We start from the raw sequence: 22,386 nt of genomic DNA, 5'->3' as shown, positions 1-22,386 counted from the left end.
AGAGGTTGGCTAATTCTGTACGTTGTTAGACTTATTTAACGGCGTTTTTAATCGCTTTTTCAATAAAATCTGTAACGTTATGGCCATAGTTCTCTAGCATTTTAGGGAACATTGAAATTGGCGTCATACCTGGGAAAGTATTGATTTCATTTAATAGGATTTCATTATCTTCACTTAAAAAGAAATCAATACGTGATAAATCTTTAAGCTTCATTTGTTCAAACGCTTTACGTGCATAATGCTGAATCGCTTCAATTTGCTCTTCAGTTAAATTACGCGCTTCAACCTGAGTGGTTGATAAGCTATCAGTGCTATATTTTTCTTCATAGCTATAAAACTTATCATCAGGGCATGATACTTCACCCGGTTTGGTGATAATAAGTTGATCACCATATTGATAAGCCGCAACTTCTAACTCACGAGGCTTAATGGTTTTTTCAATTAGTACTTGGTTTGAATAACCGAATGCGTTGTTAACCGCTGTACGTAATTCTTCTGCGTTCTCAACACTATAACAACCAACAGATGAACCTTGGCATGCTGCTTTAACAAACACCTTGCCCCACTTGTTCAGTGCAGCTAATGCTTGTTGATGTGCGTCTTCCGTATTTTCACTCAAGAAAACATAAGGCGTATTAGGAATATTCAACGCATCAAACCACAACTTAGTGGTGATTTTATTAAAACAGTTTGTACTCGCTTCAGCGCCACAACCTAAATAAGGTAAACCTGCTAAATCAAATAATGATTGCAAATCGCCAGTTTCACCAGGAAAGCCATGCACACAAGGGATCACGTAATCAATCGTGACAGGTTGCTCACCGACAGCGGACAATGTTTTATCCAAATTCAATTCGCAAGAATGTTGATTTTCATTTAACCAACCTTCATTTTTAGTCATTTCAACACGTGTATAGCTAACGCCATCAATCGCTTTTAATTGTTGTTCAATAAAGTTTGCAGACACGAGAGAAACTTCATGCTCAGCGCTACCGCCGCCGCATAATAATAAAACATGGATAGAACTCATTATCGTTCCTTAATTATACCAATCACAATACAATGCAGATCACAAAAACCTTGATAAACTACCAAGGTCAAAAAGAATAAGGCATTCACGGCTGAATATAGTAATCAAAAAACTAATGTGAATGTACCCTCTACATCATCATATCGTGATTTATTTTTAAAACACGCTAAGTTCGTGCCAAATATGGTGAATTAACCACCATTTATATGCCATCTATCACTGAATTATTGCAATTGTTTCAGTTGTGGCGAACGAGTATGCTCAATTTCATAAAAATTCCGCACAAATGCCCCGTTTTGTTGTATCGCTTGAGGCAGTAACTCTAATGCTGCTGTTGCTTGATCATGATTAGAATAATGACCAAGCAGCAATGTATAGACCTGACTGCCATTGATCATTTTTTTGTTAAGCCAAGCGGGTTGCTGACTATCTAAAAACAATAATAATGTTGCTAATGCGTTCTCGTCTCTAGAAGCCGTAATTTGCACACTGTACCCATCCATATCGACGATTTGATAGTCATCATCGGTAATAGGATTTTCTAACAATGTCAAATCATCAACCTCAGTATTCATAGCAGGATCAATAGGTTCTGGCTCAGCTATCTCTATCGTATCGGTTGTAGGTTCTGTCGCCATTGTTGGTTCTGTAACCATAACCGCATTGGGATCGGTAACGGTGATTTCATCTGTTATTGATAATGAATCACCATTCGTCGCCAGTGCCGCAGCCATTGCACTCTCAGTGTTAACAGCGTCTGTCGTCGCGGTATCAGCCTCTGTTACTGTATCAGCCTCTGTTGCTGTATCAGACTCTGCTGCTGTATCAGACTCTGCTGCTGTATTAGCCTCTGTTACTGTATTAGCCTCTGTTACTGTATCAGACTCTGCTGCTGTATCAGCCTCTGTTGCTGTATCAACATCTGCTGCTGTATCAGCCTCTGTTACTGTATCAATATCTGTTGTTGTATCAGCCTCTGTTGCTGTATCAATATCTGCTGCTGTATCAGCCTCTGTTGCTGTATTTACTGGCTCAGTGCTTTCTACCGATACTGGGGATTGAGCAATGGGTTGTTGCTCAATAACTTGTTCACTCACTGCTATCGAATCTATAGATTGATATAAAGGATCTGTTTTAACGGAAGCATCCAATTCAGCGACAATCGTCGGCTCTACAAACTTTTCAGGCGTTTGATTAGTATTAATCGTTTCAATAGGCGTTTGTAATGGTGTTTTAGGCGGCATCAATTGAGCACACCCCACTAAGCTAGATAGCAGGCTCAATGCGATAATTTTTTTCATTTTATTCTCTCTTATTCATAATCGAATATTGAATGTGCTCATCATAAAAACAATTGAATGACAAATGGTTAGTAATAGTTTGCCGTAGCTTTTGATTACGATCAAACAGTTCATAACGATAGATCAATCGAACGGCATTTATGTTACCATGATCACTATAAATATTGTTTTACTAACAATAATATCACCCTATTTTTTATTATTATTTTTTGGCGACTGCCTAGGAGCCTCAATGGCTGATCCACATATTAAATGCGATCTTGATATACTTGATAAACTCACTGTTATTCTATATCGCTCTGCATTCACTCTTGCCGCTATTATCATGGCGATCATTGCGACAGAAACTAATGCGACAACACCCTTTCTTATTATGGTCGCTTTATTAGCATCAACAACAGTGCACATTTATGACAAACGTTTTCGTTGGTTAATTCAAGGTGCGGGCCTGTTTGCTGCCATTTGGTTTATGTCTGGATTATGGCAACCATTAGCATTAGGTGCGGCTTTGTTTGTCTTTAGCGCACTTTCAATAAAAGAATACTTCTGTTTTAAAGTAAAAATACTCTTACTAACCCCGATTGCTCTAGCGGGTTTTTGGTTCTGTTTAGTCTTTAATGCCATAAATATTGCAATTGGGTTTGCAATGGTTGGTGCAGCGCTACTTGCATTTGCAGCCTTTAGTAAATGGCGGATGCCGCTACATTTTGATATTGGTGATAAAAGCCGTTATCAGGTGTAAATTACTGATAATATTTAAGCCACCAGCTTATTATCCACCAGCAAAAAAGAGAGATCATTTGATCTCTTTTTTGTTATCCTTTGCGTGCATACTTTTGCTCATACATCGCTTTATCCGCCTTATTCAGCGCTGAATTTATATCACCTTCTATTTCAACCACGCCATATGAAAAACTCAATTGTAATTGTTTAACTGCAAAATAAGCTTCAATATTCGCTCGAATAATTTCTATCCGTTGTTGAACCGCCAACCGTGACGTACCCTCTAGTAATAAAACAAACTCATCACCACCAAAACGTACCACCGCATCACTGTCTCTCAACATATATTTCATCGTTTTCGCAAAATCACGTAAAACCTCATCTCCTTTACTATGCCCATAAAAATCATTAATCACTTTAAAACCATCTAAATCAATAAAGATCAAGGTTTGATAATTTAACGCATGTTTTGATTCTAAATAACTACGTTGATAACAGCCGGTAAGATCATCAATATTGATACTGTCGTTAGCTTCATAAACACTACAAATAATAAAAGCTTTATTAAAATGCGTTATTTTTTGACGATATGTCTTAAAGCGTTGTTTTCCATGTTCAGTTTCAACACTTTCATTAGACACCATAAAACAAGTATCACCACTAAGTAATCCTTTATCTAACTCAATACACGTACTGTAATCAGGAAAGCGCTCACAAGCTTGTTCTGCTGTATATTTAACAAGATCCGCCCCTAAATATTTGATATGTTTTTCATTATTATAAATAGTCTGCCCTTCACTATCCCGAATAATAACTAATGCGTCACATGTACTAATTAACGAAGAAACTAACAAAAAATGCGGACTACTCCTTTTTTCAAGTAATTCATTATAATTTTCATTAATTCTTCGTTGCTCACTATAAACATCAAAAATATTGGGACTAACACCAATAATATTATAGTTATCTAATTGGATTAAGCGCGTAATTGCCGTCTTAATTGCTTGGGGATTTTGAGCTCGATTTATATTATAAATAGCTTGATCAAGTTGATTACAAAATGACTTAGAATCTATTTTATGTTTGTATGAAAAAGACTTGGTTGGTTTTACCTTATCAATATCCAAAGGCTCAGAAAAATAAAAGCCTTGATAAGTCATGTCTCCAAATTGCTTCAGTAGATTCAATTGCTCAAAGGTTTCTATGCCTTCAACAATGACATGCTTACCTAGCACTTTGGCTATTTTATCATACGTCGTTTTAATTAATGAATAAGCAATATAGCTTTGATCAACTTGCTTAATCAGTTTTTTATCAAGCTTAATATAATCAATATCAAGGTGTAAAAACATCTCACTATTCACATATCCCTTGCCATAATCATCAAGGGAGAACAATACACCTTGCACTTTTAGATCTTTTATAGCCTGTTGAATGCGATCAAAGTCATTGGTCTGATCATGCCGAGTTAATTCTAAAATGACCTTTTTCTCATGTTCAAAAATGATCATACAGGCTTTAACAAATGCATCATCCAATAAACTTGAAATAGAGATATTAATCGATAGCTGTATCTTTTCACCATGAGATAAAAGTGAACGCTGGTTAATAACAAATTTAATAACAGCTAAATCAAAAACAGCATGATCATCGATATGATCTATATAGTCTTCAATGTTAGACGCTGTTGTTCTTAATAGAGCTTCATAAGAAGATATTTCACCGTTATAGTATTGAGGCTGAAATTTAAGGTAACAATCTGATAGCATTAAATTATTCTTTTTATAATTTTTTTTGAGAATAATCGAAAACCACATTAACCCCTAATGGATTTTATAATTAATTAGCACCTATTCTAAAGAGGAATTATTTGCTCATTCAAATACTTATTTGGCATTAAAACAACGTTTCACCTAATAAATAATCTTATCATTACATATAAAAAAACTTATAATATACAACAAGACTAATACTCTTTGGTCTTTATCGTTTCCGTTGTGACTTTTCTTTATACATTGCGATATCCGCTTTTTTAAGTGCTAATTCAACCCCGTCTTGTAAAGATGCAACCCCATATGAAAAACTTAATAACCGTTCTTTTTCACCAAAATATCCTTCAATATTTTGTCTTAATTGCTCAATCCGTTGATGAACATTTTTTATTACATGACTATTTAATAAGATAACAAATTCATCGCCACCAAAACGGACAATAACATCTTCATCACGTAACATTTCTTTAATCGTTACTGAAAAATCACGTAAAACCTCATCACCAATATAATGACCAAAACGATCATTAATTTCTTTAAAACCATCTAAATCAATAAAAACGAGTATCTTATGCTGACTCATGTAATTTGATGATAAATAATTTTTTTGGTAGCAAGTGGTAAGCTCATCAACAATAATCGTATCTACTGCTTCATAAACAGAACAAATAATAAAGTTTTGATCAAAATGGGATACTTTCTGTCTATAGGTATGAACAAGCTCGCTACCGTTTTTAGTTTCGATAACTTCATCCGACATCATAAAGCATGAGTCACTTAACAGAAGTTCATTATCTATATTTAAACACGTACGGTAATCAGTCACTTTTTCGCAGGCTTCATCAATCGGCATATCAACCAAATCAAGACCAATGTAATCAATAAAATGTTGATTATTAAAAATTACATTACCGTCTTTATCTCGAATAACCACGGCACCATCACTACCACACACTAATGATGCCGCTAACAAAAAATGTGATCTTGTTTTGTTTTTTATAATTTCTCTATAATTTTGATTAATTCGTTGACGCTCACTATGTAAATCAAAAATATTAGGCGTTAAACCAATAATATTGTATTTATCTATTTCTTTAATATTATCGATAGCCTGTTGTATATTTTGGGGGTTTTGCGAACGATTTAAATCAAAAATAGCTTCATCTAATTTAAGGGAAAATTGCTTTTTAACATCCGCTTTAGGTAAATCTATCGTGTTTATTTGTCTAATTTCAGTAATCGCTATTGGCTTTGAAAAATAGAAGCCTTGATAGTACATATCGCCAAACTCTTTAACTAAGTTAAACTGTTCAAATGTCTCTATACCCTCAATAATAACCACTTTTCCTAGCACATTAATAATATGATCATATTTAGCTTTAAGTACCGAATAAGTTATATAGTTAGTATTAATATTTCTTATTAGCTTACGATCTAACTTTATATAATCAACATCAAGATACAAGAAATTATCTGTATTTAAATAACCTTTACCATAATCATCAAGTGCAAACTTAACCCCTTTATTTTTAAGAAGTAATATTGATTTTTGCAATCCATTAAAATCATCAGTTTGATCATGATTGGTTAATTCTAACGTGATGTTCTTTTCATCTTCAAATATTTCTAGACATTGATGCATGAATTTTTCGTCAAGCAAACTTGCAATAGAAATATTCAATGAAATAGAAACATCATCACATATATGCAATGACTTTCTGTCTTGAAGCACTTTTAAAATGATATTCAAATCAAAACTAGCAGAACATTTAATAGAATAAACAAAAGCTTCTACATTAAAATTATCAATATGACTTCTTAATAATGCTTCATACGAAGATATTTCACCGTGATAGTACCTTGGCTGATATTTGAAATATAATTCATCAGTCATATCTTTTAGCATCCCAATATTATTAACGCTTACACCTTAGTAACACATATATAACCAGCATTATCAATGTTAAACGTATATAATTATTTTATTACAAAAAAATATAACTATAGCGAATAATGATTTTACTTTTAGCATAATATGTTATTGGGATTTGAGTCATTAATGTTCAGTTAGATCACATTATCTTTATAAAAAAAACGTTTATTTCATATTTAGGAATACAGTATCACTACGACAGATAGAGATAATTACCTTATGAATAATATGGCCGCGTTTTTAAAACCAACCAGTGTCGCAGTGATTGGCGCTTCAAACAATCCACACCGTCTCGGTTATGTTGTGGTCAGCAATCTGTTAGCGGGTTGCTTTAATGGCCCTATTATTCCAGTCACGCCAAAATATACCGCTGTCGCAGGAATTCTAGCGTATAGCCACATTGAAACAATGCCGATTATTCCAGATATTGCAATCGTATGTACCCACGCTGCGCTTACGCCAGAGATAATCAATCAACTAGGACGCAAAGGGGTAAAAGCGGTAATTGTTATTGCTGCGGGTATGAGCCCCTCTGCCCACCATAAAGAAACCATTAACCACCAGCAACAAATGCTCGCCAATGCAAAACATTATAATATGCGCATTATTGGCCCTAATAGCATGGGGATCATTTTACCGTGGTTAAACCTTAATGCTTCTGTCGCCCCTACCCGTGCAAATAAAGGCAATATCGCGTTTATTTCACAGTCAGCCTCTATATGTACGACCATCCTTGATTGGGCGCAGAACAAACACATCGGTTTTTCTACTTTTATCTCTTTAGGGGATGCCTGCGACATCAATTTTGCCGAGCTACTTGATATTTTAAGCCAAGATACAAAAACTGAAGCGATCTTGCTTTATATCGACAATATTAAAGATGCACGGCAGTTTATGTCAGCAGCACGCGCAGCAGCTCGTAATCGACGCATCTTAGTATTAAAGAGTGGCCGTACAAGTGTGGGACGTTCTGCTGCATTATTATCGCCAAATGACACCCTTGGTATTGATGTCGTTTACGATGCTGCCATTCGCCGTTCTGGTATGTTACGTGTACATACAACCCATGATCTCTTTGCCGCTGTTGAAACATTAGCGCATTCAGTACCATTACGCGGAGAACGCTTGGCTATTCTTACCAATGGTGGGGGTCCCGCTATTATGGCATTGGATACATTATCTGATTGCGGTGGCAAGCTAGCACAATTAAGTACCGACACGATGGCTAAGTTGTCCCTCGTTTTACCCGCCTATTGGTCACAGACAAACCCGATAGATATTATGGGTGATGCAAATCCAGCGCGTTACCAACAAGTGATGAACATTTTACTTGATAGTGATGATTTTGATGCGTTACTTATTATGCATAGCCCTTCTGCGATAGCTCATAGTTCTCACACCGCCAACGTTATTATTGATACCCTCCACCAGCATTCTCGCAGTCAACGGTTTAATATTTTAACTAATTGGTCTGGTGAAAATGACGCCGTTAACGCGCGAACACTTTTTACTCAAGCACGTTTACCGACTTATCGTACACCTGAAAGCGCGATCTCAGCTTTCATGCATTTAGTCGAATACCGTCGTAATCAGCGTCAATTAATGGAAACGCCACAATCTATTGGTGAAGTTACCGCTGATCCTCATTATGTACGTCACGAAATACAGCGTTTGCTTCAACAAAATATTCATCATCTTGAAACTCATGAGATACGACCGTTACTAGAAAGCTATGGTTTTACAACATTGCCAACATGGATAGCCTCTGACGCCGCTGAAGCAGTACATATTGCGGAACAAATTGGGTATCCCGTGGCGGTAAAATTACGATCTCCTGATATTCGGCATAAATCAGATATTCATGGTGTCGTATTATACCTACGTGATGCCAATGAAGTGGCTAATGCCGCTGATGCTATTTTGTCTCGTGTCGCACTACATTATCCCAGTGCACGTATTGACGGGTTATTAATCCAACGTATGGCGAATCGATCTGGCGCACAAGAATTACGGATCGGTGTCTATAACGATCCTATTTTTGGCCCAGTGATCACATTAGGAGAAGAAACCATTGATTGGAATATTGAACGAGATGCCGTCGTTGCCTTACCACCATTAAATATGGCGCTTGCCCGTTATATGGTGATCAATGCGTTAAAGCGTAACAAAATCAAACAACGTGGTAGCTTAGAGAAGATATCTCTGCCTGCGTTATGCCAATTTTTAGTGACTATTTCTCAAATGATCATTGATTGTCCTGATATTAACGCCTTGGATATTCACCCCTTACTGATCTCGGGCGATGAATTAACAATTATTGATGCTTCAATGGATATCACAACGTTTAATGGCGATATTCAACAACGATTAGCGATTCGACCTTACCCTAAAGAATATGAACAGCAATGCCAACTTAAAGACGGTAAATCAATCTTGTTGCGTCCGATATTGCCAGAAGATGAACCAACCCATAAAGCCTTTATTAGCCAAGTATCAGAAGATGACCTCTATAAACGCTTCTTCTCTGATGTCGGTGAGTTAAATCATGAGGCCTTAGCCAAATTCACCCAAATCGATTACGACCGTGAAATGGCTTTTGTTGCTGTTTATGATGAGATGATTATTGGTGTTGCACGCGCATTATCAGATGCTAATAATGCAGATGCAGAATTTGCGATTCTTGTGCGTTCTGATCTTAAAGGCATTGGTTTAGGCGGAATATTGATGCTCAAGTTGATTGATTATGCCAAACAACGCGGGCTTGAGACTCTAACTGGAATAACAATGCCAACCAACCGTGGCATGATCACTCTCGCGCAAAAAATGGGGTTTGAGATTGATGTACAGTTGGCGGACGGTATCGTCGATATGCGTTTACGACTAAAATAAGCCCAAACAATATAAAACAATATGCAGTGAACCATTAATGGTCATAAATAAGGCATTTTAATGCTTTTATAGCGTTAGTTATTGTCTCATCCGCTATAATTATCACTTATGATACAGTTATAGCAGTATGAGGTGACAACGTGCATGGATACTATTTCACTGATAATCAAACTACTGACGCCAAATATTCGCATTTATCATCACTAACAAGGCTTCTATTTGGCTTATTCTGCCTAACATTCGCTAGCTTTAGTGATGCGGGTACAGATCAACCAACAGGCGGCAGCTATGGTTTAGCCTTAGATCCCGTCCCTACCGTTAACTTTGTCTTTCTAACCCCATCTAATACGCAACAGCAACAAGCAAAAGACATTATTCAACATTCCTCTATTCTCGCGACCATTAAGCAATTAAGCCAAACTCGGTATATTTTCGCCCCCAGCGTAGATATCGTTTTTGGTAGTGACACAGGACCAAATTTTGATTTAACGCAACAACAAATCCAAATCCCTTATCAATACATTAATCAACTACTACAACAGATTACGACAACAGGCGCTTACCCAACCCAGCAGCAACGTTACCAAGCAACCACTGATGCCTTATTACTGACGTTACTGCATGAAATTGGACATGCTTATATTTTAGATCGCGCTATTCCGATATTAGGCAATAGCGAAACAACCGTTGATAATTTTGTGGTTATTTTACTGCTTAATGATATCCATCGTGGTGATGAGATTGCCATTAATGCCTATCAAATCTTCAGTAAACAAGCGCTGAATAACTCGATACTTAGCAACAACAGCTTTATTCAACAACATAGCCTTAGCCAGCAACGTTATCAGCATATTGTGTGTCTGGTTTATGGCAGTAATCCAGCCCGTTATCAACGCGTGTTTGATTCATTATCTTTAACGCAACGTCAGCAACAACAACGCCAATGTCGGGATATTTACTCAACAACCTATGCAGGATGGTTGTATTATTTGGATAATTAGCACAAACGATTAAAATGCATATAAATTCAAATCAAAAGATGTAATACCGTAATTTTTGTAACGAAAAGCATAAATAGTCATTTTTAGATGGAATAATATTGGATTATTTTCATTTACAACGCACTAATCATAAAATCTGGTATATGTTTAAAGATGAAACTGGTGATCATCATTTAAAGCAATCGGTTATTGCTGGTATTACGTTATTCTTTTATCAATAGGTGAGCTATCGCTGTGAAATCCCCTTCGCACAATACTGAATCGCCACCAGCAACAGAGGCCAAATCGTCGTGGTTACGCAATAGTACAAAAATCGGTTTATCACTATTAGCCATCGTCCTACTCATACCGATAGTCGGCATTGTATGGCTTCACATTAATAATATTACACTGACAGGCATCAAAGGGCTCCGCTATGATAAAGGTATACATGCCGAATACATGTCATTAAATCTATTCAGTTACAATGTCACCTTTCATCAGCTCTCGTTGCACCATTATATTGATCCTAAAAACGCTCTTGATAGTGGTAGTTATCGCCTGTTTGCCAAAAAATATGAAATAGAGCTTCCTTCAACAACAACGGCGATGTTAGAAAAACAGAATATTCATTTACGCTACATTCACTTTTTTGATGCTACGTTTAGATTTGTTGATTTTGCATCACCATTAGCCATTAATGCTCATGCTCGCAAAGTTACCGCATCAGCAGCACACAGTGATGGTAAAGAAACAGCAGCGACCCAAATTATTGAACACGTTGATGTTACTATCACAAATAGCCCACATTTAAAGATTTCAGGCCACGCCGCAAAAGGGAAACTAACGCTCTTCTTTCCACACTATCAGCCATCGCCTCATTACTCACTACAGTTCAAAGAGAGTCAATTCGCGATTGAGATGCAAGATAATCACACTCCAGTGTCTGTTACTATCGCCTCACTCCACCCACAATGGGCAACGCTTAATAATTCTTTATCTGAACAAATTATTTCTCAATTATCGTTAACGTTTGATCTTAACCGTAGTTTACCGACAATGATGTTAGTCGCGCATACCATCAAGCTAGAACAACCTAAAGACTTACCGGCGTTTATTAATCGTACGGATATTGATAGCAAAGGTATTCATCTTGGGCAAACTTTGGCTAATCTATCTCGACTTCCCATTAACAAACTCAAAATATCATCATTCACTTACGGAGATTTATTGATTGATGCAAAAGTAATATTAAAAACACCAACCATCGCAACCACTCAAACAGCAACATTACCCAAAAAAGCCGTAATGATAACCGATGACAATCAACAACAACGTCAACGCCGAAAACAAGCACGCCAAACAATAGAACAACAAGCAAAAGAATTAAATATCGCCACAGAGAACAATACCCAAGCCCGTTTTATTGTAAGAGGCAAAGCGTTAGCCCCCAATCCTTATCAAATTGATGTCAATATCCATCATCTATCAAAAACAGATGCCCGCGTTCACGCCATTATGACCCGTAGTGACGGCAATAATCTTAATTGCGATGCAAAAATAATATTTAATCAACCTTTACCACGCTATTTAAATTGCAATGCTAACTTTAAAAATACTAACGAATTTACTGATCGTTTAGGCTTATACGATGTGCCTGATGCTCAAATAAATGGTCCTTTACGTTTTTATGCCAAACAAATTGTTGCTGACAAATCAAAGACAAATCAACCGATGGTGATTAATAATAAAATTGTTGATGCCCATTATTTAATTGGGATTGAATTACCGCCATCTTTAACGATTGAACTTAACAAATATGCCATTGAAGCCCCTTTCTTTTATGCTAAAGATGACATGCCCCTACATAATAATCCGCCTAAACATGTCGCCAATATTCAAATGGACAGTGATGGCAAAATAAATTTCAACGTCAGTTATCAAAATAAGCTATTCAGCATCGATTTAGGTGATAAAAGTGAGACTATTCGTTTTAAAAATGCCAAAACGAAGTCTGAGTTACAGTTTTTAATTCGTGATTTCAATTGTTTATATCCTGATTTACAATGCCACCTTAATACTAAAATCAATGCCCGTATTAAGACGTTACATCCCACCATTGACAGTAAAATTGATAACATTCTTTTTAGTTCTCAAATAAAAGCAACATGGGCTAATAATTATTTACTCTCACAATTACAACACACCCATTTTCAAGCGGAAAAAGTATCACTTAACGCCATTCCCCTCTTAACAAATAACACGATTAAAAATATGAATTTCAGTTCAAACCTATTAGTTGGACAACTTGAAAAGAAAGCGCATCGCCTTGCATTAACCTTATATCAGCCTCAAAGTACTCCAACGAAAAATACTCAAGCACAATTAGATGCTCAGTTATATACTCGCCATCAACTTGAAAAGGAGTCACCATCAGTAGACTACAACGCACACTTAAAGATTGATGTTGACCAGTTTATGTTACGCCATGAGATATTATTCAATCACAGACCTCAATCTGATCCCGTTGCGCCATTAGCCTTATCAAGTAACATCAAAATCACCATTGATTCCACTCAACGTAACCAGCATCCATTACTTCCTCCGCTCTATCTGCACAGTCAATTTCATTTGGCTAACAATAAACTGCAAATAGCCTCTGCATTAACTGATTCTGATGATAATACTTTAGCTAACGTCGATATTAACGCGAATTTAATCACCAAAAAAACGCATGTTAAATTACACCGTAATACTCTTTATTTTTCGAAAGTTAACAGCTTAAAAAACAATTATTTTCCTGAGCTCTCTTTACCCATCGATATAACTGAAGGCAATATTACCCTTAGCGCAGCGTTTGTTATTGATCGTAATAATCAAATAACAGGCAGTACGAAGATTGCGACTGATCGCCTTTCTGGCCATTATCGCGGTATCGATATTACACAACTAGATAGCAACGCTAATATTGCGTTCACCCCCCAAGGCATTCAAACCCTGCATCCTATTTCGTTATTTGCACAACAAATTAAAGCCGGCGTAACCGTAACTAAACCGAGTATAGTGATTGATGTTGACACCCAAACAAACCAATATACGTTGCATCGCATCTCGGCCTATTTACTTGGAGGAAGTTTAAGTGCTCATAGCATTCACTTAACAAGTCTGCATAATCTGACCACGATCCCTATTACAGTCTTTGGTCTTAATATCAATGAAATAACAGATCTTATTGATCATGAAGGAATTGAATTCACAGGGATCCTTGATGGAACGATCCCGATCGCAATCATTAATGGTCAGCTTGAGATTCATAATGCAATACTTCACTCCCGCTTTCCTGGTGGCGTCTTACGTTATATGACAGACTCAATCATTGATCAAAAAATCAAAGCGGCAGGTCATCAAAGCCCATTAATGGTAAGTGAAATTCTTAAAAATTATCATTACCGTACCTTATCCATCAAAATTAACTATGCTAAAGATAGTGTGTTAAAAACTCGAGCTCAATTCAAAGGTTATAACCCTGATTTTCAGTACGGTCGCCCAATTCATATAAACCTAGCAATTGAAGAAAATATGCTTGAACTCATTAAAACAATTAACATACTTAATGCATCAAACATTGAACAAAAAATTAGTGAGCATTTTAATCGTCAATAGCATTTAAGGTTATGCGCATGAATCATTTACAAGGAACACTGTCACAGTCAAACCTTCATTACGGACTCATTATCGTCGCAATACTATTGCTTAAAGGGTGTACTCCAACCATACAAGTTGCAGCATCAAACAAACCCATAGAAATTAATCTTAACGTTAAAATTGAACATGAAATAAAAATAAAAGTGGATAGAGAAATAGAGCAGTTATTTGATAACAAAGCCGTCTTTTAATGTGTTTATTACTCTATATAAAAGGTATAGCCATATGAAATATAATTACTTTAACGCTATACTGATTAGCTGTTGCTTGATCTTGTTTTGTTCACATTCAGTATTTGCCATGACATTACAACAAGCCAAACAACAAGGGCTTGTGGGTGAAGCTAAAAATGGTTTTATTGCCGCAGTTAAGCCAAGTAATAATACGGCGGTGACTCATCTGATAAACACGGTCAATAAACATCGAAAAGAAACATTCCAAACGATCAGCCAATCTCATGATCTTCCATTGAATATAATCAAACAACGGGCTTATCATAAAGCCATAGAAAAAACTCAAGTCGGTAATTTTTATCAAAATAATCAAGGATCATGGCAAAAAAAATAACCCTAAACATTCAATTACTTTTAACCCTCGTTTCAAAATATTTAACTAAACTAAATAGAATGACGTGCGTATAATTTGAGATCTTATCAACAATCTGATTTCAACCACAAAATGACATTAAATCAAAAAATTAGAAACCTTCAACCAACTGACATTGTCTTTATAATAGCCGCAATTATATGTTTAGCACCTTTCATTAGCTCACCAATAGCATTAATTCTTGGTTTTACTCTTGCCAGTTTTGGTTTTGTTCCCACTCAATTTAATCTTGCCGCTTTAACCAAAAAACTTTTGTCATATTCCATTATTGGTTTAGGGTTTGGGATTAATTTAAACGAAGCCATTGAAGCTAGCCGTCAAGGGCTCGGACTGATTATATCGTCCATTTTCTTTACGTTATTTTTAGGTTGGTTGGCGACCCACTTTTTAAAATTGGATAAAAAAACAGGCCACTTAATCGCAGCAGGTACGGCTATTTGTGGTGGCAGTGCCATTGCCGCAGTATCACCTGCGATCAATGCGCGTGATGACCAAACCTCATTGGCTTTAGCGACCGTGTTTGTACTAAATGCAGTAGCTTTATTTCTGTTTCCAGCAGTTGGGCACTTATTAGAAATGAGTCAGCATGCTTTTGGTACTTGGGCGGCGATTGCCATTCATGATACATCGTCAGTGGTCGGTGCCGCAGGATCTTATGGTGATGAAGCATTAAAAACAGCGACAACCTTGAAACTCGCTCGTGCGTTATGGATCATTCCCGTCGCGTTTGGTAGTGCTTTAATGTTTAAAGGGGACAGTAAGAAAATCACTATTCCTTACTTTATTCTTTTTTACTGCCTAGCGATTTTAATTGCCCATTTTGTTCCACAATTTCACTCAACCTATATTCTTATCTTTGACGCATCAAAACGTTTATTGGTGGTATGCCTATTCTTAATTGGCTCAGGCATCACAGTGAGTAAATTACGTAATGCCGGACACAAGCCTTTATTATTAGGTGTGATCCTCTGGTTAGCGATTGGTACTGCTTCACTAACCTATATTGAGTTGTTTCTTTAACGCTTGTTGACTCTTTATCTTGTCATAAAAAAAACCTCTATTCTTCAATATTAAACATGAAGATATAGAGGTTTTTTATTTAATTTAATTTAATTTACTTTATTGTTTACAGGGTTTCTACCGTATTTTTTACAAGACAAAACTTGCAAAAATAAAGCCAAAGATAATACTGAATACCATGCTTAATAGACCGGGGATCATAAAGCTATGGTTAAAGATGTAGCTACCAATCTTTGTTGTTCCTGTGCGGTCAAAATCAATTGAAGCAATGATAGGACCGTAGTTAGGAATAAAGAAGTAACCATTAACCGCTACAAACGTTGCGATAATGACTTCAGGTGGTAGACCTAGTGTAATAGCAACAGGCACAAGCACGGCTGTTGTTGCACCTTGGCTGTTAACCATCACAGATAAACCGAATAAAGCAAAAGCAAATGTCCATGGCGCAACTTCTACTAAGCCAGACACCGCTTCTTTCACCATTTCACTGTGACCAGCTATAAACGTATCACCTAACCAAGCAATACCAAAGATAGCCACAATCGCACGCATACCAGCATGGAACACGGATCCTTGAGAGATCGCATTACCGTCAGGCTTACAGATCAAGATGATCAAAGCAGCAATTGCTAACATCACGATCTCGATCGTGTGTGCCATGCCCATCGCTGATCCATTAAAGTTAGGACGTAACCCTGGGAATGCACCCATAACAACGACAGCTAATGCGCCAAATAAGAATAAACCAACCGCTTTCTTTGCTTCTGGTTTAATAACAATCTCTTCTACTTTGACTTCTTGTTCCATTTCTTGACGGAAAGCAGGATCTTGCATACGACGTTGATATTCAGGGTCATCTTTTAGATCTTTACCCATTTTATTAACGACAACACACGCTAATGCTAAACCACAGAAAGTACCAGGAATTGTCACCATTAACACATCGGCTAATGTAATGCCTTGAGGTTCTAAGAAAGCCACTAATGCAACAACCGCCGCGGCAATCGGACTTGCAACAATCGCAAACTGAGAAGCAATAACAGCCATACCCAGTGGACGCTCAGGACGAATACCACTACGACGACTTACTTCTGCAATAACAGGTAATACCGAATAAGCCACATGGCCCGTACCGGCTAAGAAGGTAAACATATAAGTTACTAACGGCGCAATAAAGGTAATATGACGCGGATTTTTACGAAGAATATTTGACGCAATTTTAATTAAGTATTCAAGACCACCCGCCGCTTGCATTGCCGCAGCCGCAGCAACAACCGCCATGATCATTAGCATGACATCAATCGGTGGACTGGTTGGTTGCAAACCAAAAACAAAACTTAAAATAGCAAGGCCGATGCCCCCCATTACACCCAAACCAATACCGCCGATTCGAGCACCCACTAAGATACACACAAGTACAATCAAAAATTCTACAATAAACACATCAATACTCCCTAATAACAGCGTTTACATTACTGAGTAATATTCAGTAAAAATTCGAGCTGATAATAAAGATTATATAGAAGCAATAATTAGCACCCAATCACACTTTATTAAAATATATATAGATAAAAGTATTAATATAAATGATTGATTGTTTTTATGTTTTATTTAATTTGCACAATTGTATGTTTATTGTTTCTCTTTTAACAATAATACGCTGTAGCGTTACTTCATTCCCTGCCCAAATACGTCATTATTATGGCTCAATTTTGATTTTTGACGAAGGTATTACGCTTTCATAAGGCCGATTGCCTATTGGCGATTCGCGTGACCTTAACCATAGAACACCCCACAGAAGAGTAAATGCACTTAAATCACATAACGCACTAATGATGCCTGTTGTTGCCAATGACACCGAAATCAATAACATTGTAATAACCGTAGCTGTAATCAAGCGTTTATGGTCATTAACGCTAGATGACCTCTCTTTCATAATGCAGACCTATTTAAAACTCAAATTGTTATTAATATGTTAACTAATAATCTGTGTTTTAAAAAATACCATTTACCTCTATGAAAGAGTAAAAAAATATATACTCCATTCAAACATTAATTATCAGCATAAATATAACCTATTCTCATTTAGCATAGTAACGCTGATTAAAAAACATACATTTAACCGTAAATATGTAATTATCATGTCAATATTTTGCCGTTTTTCGCTACAATACATTTCAAGTATAAAGACATTTGTTAATAGTGATATTTGCGTCATGAAAAGTCATGAATACTGCTACCACATTTACAAATTATTAACTATTTTTCGGAGAAAATAATGACATCTCGTACGCTAAAGGCAGCAGTTGTCTTAGGTTTATTCGCATTATCTGGTTGTGCATCATCAGACAGCCCTTGTGATTCAGGTTACCTATTACCATCTAAAGTCGACAATGAAAACCTACAATGTCAACAACCACCAGTAGTAACCTCTACACCCATTGAAACTGTCGCTCCTGAAACAACGAACGAGCCAGTTATTGATAGTGATTACATTAACAATGATGACGCTCATCTTGCTGATGAAGAGTCAATGACTAACGATCAAGCATTTGGTGATATTAACCCTTCACACTTTACCGTTCAGATTTTGGCATTAAGTGAAGAACGTAACCTACGTGGTTACCTTCAGCCAATTACTAGCAATCAACCAATTTGGGTTAACTGGAAGCATGCATTAGGCCGTAACTGGTATGCGGTTATTTACGGTAATTACGCAACCCGTGAAGAAGCAAAACAAGCTATTCAGACATTGCCAGCAACAGTTCAAGCACAAGGTCCATTTGTATTAAGCTTTGCGGCTGTTAAAGCGGATAAAGAAGGTCAAGTGTACCAATTACGTTAATCGTATTGCGACACTAAGTGTGACTGCTACTCTACTGATGAAATGCAGTAACAAAAAAACCAGACACTAAGTCTGGTTTTTTTTATGCTGTTTATTAAACGTATTAATAATGCGGCATGCAATCTATTAACGGTTCTTAATCGTCAATTATTGATCGTCGTTGCTCACATCAGTATTACGTTTTTTCTTAGGGATAAAGACATCGTTACCCACAGCTTGGTTTTCGTAAAAACGCTTATCAACTCTCTTCGTTGCTCTAGGTGCTTGCGCTTTTTTAGCGGCACCTGTCGCATTGGTTGTCGTTTTCTTAACAATCTTCTTCTTCGGTGCAGGTTTAAGGCCTTTAAACTTACCCGTTAAGCCTTCAATGGTTGTGAACTCAATCTTTTGTTTCAAGAATGCTTCAACCGCTTTAAAGCTCTTCCAGTCTTTAGGACCTACTAATGAAACCGCATCACCTTTGTTACCCGCACGACCAGTACGGCCAACACGGTGAACATATTCTTCTGCGTGTTTTGGCATATCAAAGTTAATAACCAGCGATACGCTATCGATATCAAGACCACGAGAGGCGATATCTGTTGTCACTAGAATTTTATGACAATTACGCTCAAACTGACTCATGATGCTATTACGTTGCGTTTGGCTCAAATTACCACTTAGTGCAACCGCTTTTAGTTTACGTTCATTCAGCTCAGCGGTTAAACGATCAGTATCAGCACGAGTTGCAGTAAAGATAATAACTTGATTGTAATCTTCTACTTCTAATACTTTATCTAGCAATGCTTGTTTATGATCTAAATGATCACACAAAATAAAGCGTTGAGTAATATCGGTATGTTCTTCTGCTGAGTGACCAATTGAAATACGCTTTGGCATATCCAACATCTCAGATGCAATTGACATCACATCAACGTGATCCATGGTTGCAGAGAACATTAATGTTTGACGACGACGGTGGTTAGCCGCTTCGTTAATACGACGAAGTTGTGGTTCAAAACCCAGATCAAGCATACGGTCTGCTTCATCAAGAATAAGCATCTCTAAACCATCAAGGTGTGTACTGCGGTGCTCAAGGTGATCGGCAAAACGACCTGGCGTTGCAACCACAAACATGGGGTCATTACGTAATGCTTTAACTTGGTCGTTAAAGTTTTCACCACCAACAATCAAGGTTGCATCGTAAGGCGTACCAGCATTAAGCGTACGTAATTGTGCGAAAATTTGTTTCGCTAACTCACGGGTCGGCGTTAAAATTAATACGCGGGGATCACGACGAGTGAATGGCTTACCACGATACATACGCTGCATTGCAGGTAATAGAAATGCTAGAGTTTTACCGGAACCCGTTTTCGACGACGCCAAAATATCTTTGCCTGCAATAGCAACAGGGACGGCCGTTTGTTGAATTTCGGTTGCTCGATCAAACGCTAAATGATTCAATTTATTTAATAAGCGTGCGTCTAAGCCAAGATCTTTAAAATGCAAAATGATGCTCCGGTAAAAACAACTCAATTTATGAGTATGTCCTGTCAAATATGATGAATATCACAATATTGTGAAAACATAAGCTGGAAATTATAACACAAACCAATTTTAAAAAACCTAAAATAAGTCATCACGCCAGTGTTAACATATTGATAATCTTTCTTGCTATATATACAGCAAAAACGTTACCCTTTGGCTCAATTTGTTACTATAAGGAATTGAAATGATTAAGAACAAATACCCTAAATGGCTCGCATTATGCTACATAATCTTCTTTATTGCGCTTGGGCTTAATCCCGCTTTTCGTGCCGTATGGATTGCCGAAGCGATCCCCCTTGCCATTGTATTTTTGTTTTTAGTTCTTAGTTACCGTTATTTTGTATTCAGTAATCTTGCTTACACTTTAATGGCAGTATGGCTGGTATTACATAATATTGGCGCCCATTACACCTTTGCAAATGTCCCTTTTGACTGGATTAATCATCTATTAGATTCAAACCGTAACCATTTTGATCGTTTTGCACATTTTTCGATAGGTCTATATGCCTTTCCAATCGCGGAGTTTCTAGTACGTAAAAATCATTGCAAACCGATTATCGCCGCCCTTTTTGGGTTATTTGCCATTATGGCAACAGCTGCTGCTTATGAAATTGTAGAATGGTGGTATGCCATCAGCGCTGGTAGTGAAGCGGGTATTGAATTTTTAGGATCTCAAGGCGATATATGGGATGCTCAACAAGATATGCTGGCGGATACTCTGGGGGCAATAACGAGTTTGATTATCTTCTTTATTGCCAAACCGTATAACAATAAGAAACACTAAGAAAAAATAACGTTATTTTCAAATAACAAAAAAGGCGCTAATTTAGCGCCTTTTTCATTTAATCCAGGTTGAACTTACTCTGCGTCAGGGTAGCCATTTGGATTTTGTGACTGCCAACGCCATGTATCTTGCGTCATATCATCAAGTGTTAGTTTAGCTTCCCAGTGCAATTCAGCTTTTGCTTTCGCAGGATCAGCCCAACATTCAGCAATATCACCAGCACGACGTGGTGCAATTTTGTAAGGAACTTCGACACCAGAAGCAATTTCAAACGCTTTCGCCATTTGCAATACACTGTTACCGTTACCAGTACCTAGATTGTAAATATGTAAGCCAGCTTCACGACCTTTATGTGTTAATGCTGCAAGGTGACCATTAGCAAGGTCTACCACGTGAATGTAATCACGCACACCAGTACCATCTACTGTTGGGTAGTCGTTACCAAAAACAGATAAGAACTCACGACGACCAACCGCTACTTGAGAAATAAATGGCATTAGGTTGTTAGGTATACCTTGAGGATCTTCACCCATAGTACCTGATTTATGTGAACCTACTGGGTTAAAGTAACGCAGTAATGTCACACTCATTTCAGGATATGCATGTTGAATATCACCCAAGCACTCTTCTACCATTAGCTTACTACGGCCATATGGGTTAGTTGCACTGGTTGGGAAATCTTCAGTGATCGGCACAGAGGCAGGATCGCCATAAACTGTTGCTGATGAACTAAAGATAATTGCATTAACGCCAGCTGCACGCATCGCTTCAACAAGCACCAACGTACCACTAACGTTATTGTCGTAATACTCTAATGGCTTTTCGACTGATTCGCCGACAGCTTTAAGTCCTGCAAAGTGAATCACAGCATCAATTTTATTTTCAGCAAACACACTGTCTAAAAATTTACGGTCACGAATATCACCTTTATAAAAAGCAGGTGTTACGCCAGTTAAGTTCTTAATGCGTCCTAATACGGTTTCTTTACTGTTGTACAAATTATCAACAATAATCGGGGTCATACCCGCTTCAATCATTTGTACACAAGTATGACTACCAATGTAGCCCATGCCACCAGTAACTAATACACGCATAGTGTCTCCTAGTCGTTAATACGTAATTTGAATCTAAATATTAATACATATACGTATGGCAATAATACGATTTTGTATAAAAATTTATTATAGAAAAATATTATGCTATCGATTGTTTTCTTTAGCAACATACTGATTAACATAAATTTGAATTTTGACATAATGCTAACTCAAAAA

16 protein-coding genes are annotated in these 22,386 nt (G+C 37.1%); 9 read left to right on the top strand and 7 right to left on the bottom strand.

Translation table 11 applies throughout. The features are described from left to right. Window positions 1-31: 31 nt before the first annotated feature. Together C9J51_RS09655 and C9J51_RS09650 are read right to left on the bottom strand one after the other, a co-directional pair. A complete protein-coding gene (locus tag C9J51_RS09655; protein ID WP_045037775.1) occupies window positions 32-1,030 on the bottom strand; it encodes a D-alanine--D-alanine ligase in 999 nt (332 codons plus the stop codon). A gap of 224 nt (window positions 1,031-1,254) precedes the next feature. Continuing rightward, a complete protein-coding gene (locus C9J51_RS09650; RefSeq protein WP_107274993.1) occupies window positions 1,255-2,331 on the bottom strand; it encodes an SPOR domain-containing protein in 1,077 nt (358 codons plus the stop codon). A gap of 232 nt (window positions 2,332-2,563) precedes the next feature. Here C9J51_RS09650 and C9J51_RS09645 point away from each other — a divergent pair, with 232 nt between their 5' ends. Further along, window positions 2,564-3,073 carry a DUF2301 domain-containing membrane protein gene (locus C9J51_RS09645; RefSeq protein WP_045040641.1) on the top strand — a complete coding sequence of 170 codons (510 nt, stop codon included), beginning with the start codon at window positions 2,564-2,566 and terminating at the stop codon, window positions 3,071-3,073. A 73-nt stretch (window positions 3,074-3,146) separates the two neighbouring features. Here the strand turns inward: C9J51_RS09645 and C9J51_RS09640 are convergent, their stop codons facing one another. Both C9J51_RS09640 and C9J51_RS09635 read right to left on the bottom strand, forming a co-directional pair. Then, on the bottom strand, window positions 3,147-4,823 hold the full coding sequence (locus C9J51_RS09640) for a GGDEF domain-containing protein (RefSeq protein WP_045040642.1): 1,677 nt from the start codon (window positions 4,821-4,823) through the stop codon (window positions 3,147-3,149). A gap of 214 nt (window positions 4,824-5,037) precedes the next feature. After that, the gene (locus C9J51_RS09635) at window positions 5,038-6,720 is read right to left on the bottom strand and encodes a GGDEF domain-containing protein (protein WP_045040661.1); all 1,683 of its coding nucleotides are present in this window, start codon (window positions 6,718-6,720) and stop codon (window positions 5,038-5,040) included. A 258-nt stretch (window positions 6,721-6,978) separates the two neighbouring features. Here C9J51_RS09635 and C9J51_RS09630 point away from each other — a divergent pair, with 258 nt between their 5' ends. The 6 genes from C9J51_RS09630 (at window position 6,979) to C9J51_RS09605 (ending at window position 15,959) form a co-directional block, all read left to right on the top strand. Next, window positions 6,979-9,648: a bifunctional acetate--CoA ligase family protein/GNAT family N-acetyltransferase gene (locus C9J51_RS09630; RefSeq protein ID WP_045040643.1), complete on the top strand. Its 2,670-nt coding sequence runs from the start codon at window positions 6,979-6,981 to the stop codon at window positions 9,646-9,648. 140 nt (window positions 9,649-9,788) lie between these two features. Continuing rightward, complete coding sequence (locus C9J51_RS09625; protein ID WP_045040644.1) at window positions 9,789-10,649, top strand: DUF4344 domain-containing metallopeptidase; 861 nt, start codon at window positions 9,789-9,791, stop codon at window positions 10,647-10,649. A 234-nt stretch (window positions 10,650-10,883) separates the two neighbouring features. Then, a complete protein-coding gene (locus tag C9J51_RS09620) occupies window positions 10,884-14,291 on the top strand; it encodes an intermembrane phospholipid transport protein YdbH family protein (RefSeq protein WP_128081796.1) in 3,408 nt (1,135 codons plus the stop codon). Between the two features lie 17 nt (window positions 14,292-14,308). Continuing rightward, window positions 14,309-14,524, top strand: coding sequence for a YnbE family lipoprotein (locus C9J51_RS09615; RefSeq protein ID WP_052668188.1), 216 nt, complete (start codon window positions 14,309-14,311; stop codon window positions 14,522-14,524). Between the two features lie 34 nt (window positions 14,525-14,558). Beyond that, entirely contained in the window at window positions 14,559-14,900 is a 342-nt protein-coding gene (locus C9J51_RS09610; RefSeq protein ID WP_045037767.1) for a YdbL family protein, read from the top strand. A gap of 111 nt (window positions 14,901-15,011) precedes the next feature. Next, on the top strand, window positions 15,012-15,959 hold the full coding sequence (locus C9J51_RS09605) for a YeiH family protein (protein WP_045037766.1): 948 nt from the start codon (window positions 15,012-15,014) through the stop codon (window positions 15,957-15,959). Window positions 15,960-16,088: 129 nt separating this feature from the next. Here C9J51_RS09605 and C9J51_RS09600 read toward each other — a convergent pair whose 3' ends face one another. Then, window positions 16,089-17,402 (bottom strand): anaerobic C4-dicarboxylate transporter family protein, encoded by a 1,314-nt coding sequence (locus tag C9J51_RS09600; RefSeq protein ID WP_045037765.1) that lies wholly within the window; start codon window positions 17,400-17,402, stop codon window positions 16,089-16,091. Between the two features lie 835 nt (window positions 17,403-18,237). On the opposite strand from C9J51_RS09600, the gene C9J51_RS09595 reads away from it, so the two are divergent. Further along, the gene (locus C9J51_RS09595) at window positions 18,238-18,804 is read left to right on the top strand and encodes an SPOR domain-containing protein (protein ID WP_045037763.1); all 567 of its coding nucleotides are present in this window, start codon (window positions 18,238-18,240) and stop codon (window positions 18,802-18,804) included. A gap of 147 nt (window positions 18,805-18,951) precedes the next feature. On the opposite strand, the gene C9J51_RS09590 is transcribed toward C9J51_RS09595, so the two are convergent. Next, window positions 18,952-20,292, bottom strand: coding sequence for a DEAD/DEAH box helicase (locus C9J51_RS09590; RefSeq protein WP_045040646.1), 1,341 nt, complete (start codon window positions 20,290-20,292; stop codon window positions 18,952-18,954). 223 nt (window positions 20,293-20,515) lie between these two features. Here C9J51_RS09590 and C9J51_RS09585 point away from each other — a divergent pair, with 223 nt between their 5' ends. After that, entirely contained in the window at window positions 20,516-21,115 is a 600-nt protein-coding gene (locus C9J51_RS09585) for a DUF2238 domain-containing protein (RefSeq protein ID WP_045040647.1), read from the top strand. A gap of 74 nt (window positions 21,116-21,189) precedes the next feature. Here the strand turns inward: C9J51_RS09585 and galE are convergent, their stop codons facing one another. After that, window positions 21,190-22,209: a UDP-glucose 4-epimerase GalE gene (gene galE / locus C9J51_RS09580; protein WP_045040648.1), complete on the bottom strand. Its 1,020-nt coding sequence runs from the start codon at window positions 22,207-22,209 to the stop codon at window positions 21,190-21,192. Between the last annotated feature and the right edge of the window lie 177 nt (window positions 22,210-22,386).

Origin of the sequence: Photobacterium iliopiscarium (assembly GCF_003026395.1) — a bacterium.
In the GTDB taxonomy this organism is placed as follows: Bacteria; Pseudomonadota; Gammaproteobacteria; order Enterobacterales; family Vibrionaceae; genus Photobacterium; species Photobacterium iliopiscarium.
Note: the sequence above shows the minus strand (reverse complement) of the source record. Positions and strands in the feature narration are given on the sequence as shown.

Excerpts from the sequence above, each read along its gene's own strand:
- C9J51_RS09655 (WP_045037775.1), bottom strand. The coding sequence starts at position 1,030 with ATGAGTTCTATCCATGTTTTATTATTATGCGGCGGCGGTAGCGCTGAG.
- C9J51_RS09650 (WP_107274993.1), bottom strand. The coding sequence starts at position 2,331 with ATGAAAAAAATTATCGCATTGAGCCTGCTATCTAGCTTAGTGGGGTGT.
- C9J51_RS09645 (WP_045040641.1), top strand. The coding sequence starts at position 2,564 with ATGGCTGATCCACATATTAAATGCGATCTTGATATACTTGATAAACTC.
- C9J51_RS09640 (WP_045040642.1), bottom strand. The coding sequence starts at position 4,823 with ATGCTATCAGATTGTTACCTTAAATTTCAGCCTCAATACTATAACGGT.
- C9J51_RS09635 (WP_045040661.1), bottom strand. The coding sequence starts at position 6,720 with ATGACTGATGAATTATATTTCAAATATCAGCCAAGGTACTATCACGGT.
- C9J51_RS09630 (WP_045040643.1), top strand. The coding sequence starts at position 6,979 with ATGAATAATATGGCCGCGTTTTTAAAACCAACCAGTGTCGCAGTGATT.
- C9J51_RS09615 (WP_052668188.1), top strand. The coding sequence starts at position 14,309 with ATGAATCATTTACAAGGAACACTGTCACAGTCAAACCTTCATTACGGA.
- C9J51_RS09610 (WP_045037767.1), top strand. The coding sequence starts at position 14,559 with ATGAAATATAATTACTTTAACGCTATACTGATTAGCTGTTGCTTGATC.
- C9J51_RS09605 (WP_045037766.1), top strand. The coding sequence starts at position 15,012 with ATGACATTAAATCAAAAAATTAGAAACCTTCAACCAACTGACATTGTC.
- C9J51_RS09595 (WP_045037763.1), top strand. The coding sequence starts at position 18,238 with ATGACATCTCGTACGCTAAAGGCAGCAGTTGTCTTAGGTTTATTCGCA.
- C9J51_RS09585 (WP_045040647.1), top strand. The coding sequence starts at position 20,516 with ATGATTAAGAACAAATACCCTAAATGGCTCGCATTATGCTACATAATC.
- galE (WP_045040648.1), bottom strand. The coding sequence starts at position 22,209 with ATGCGTGTATTAGTTACTGGTGGCATGGGCTACATTGGTAGTCATACT.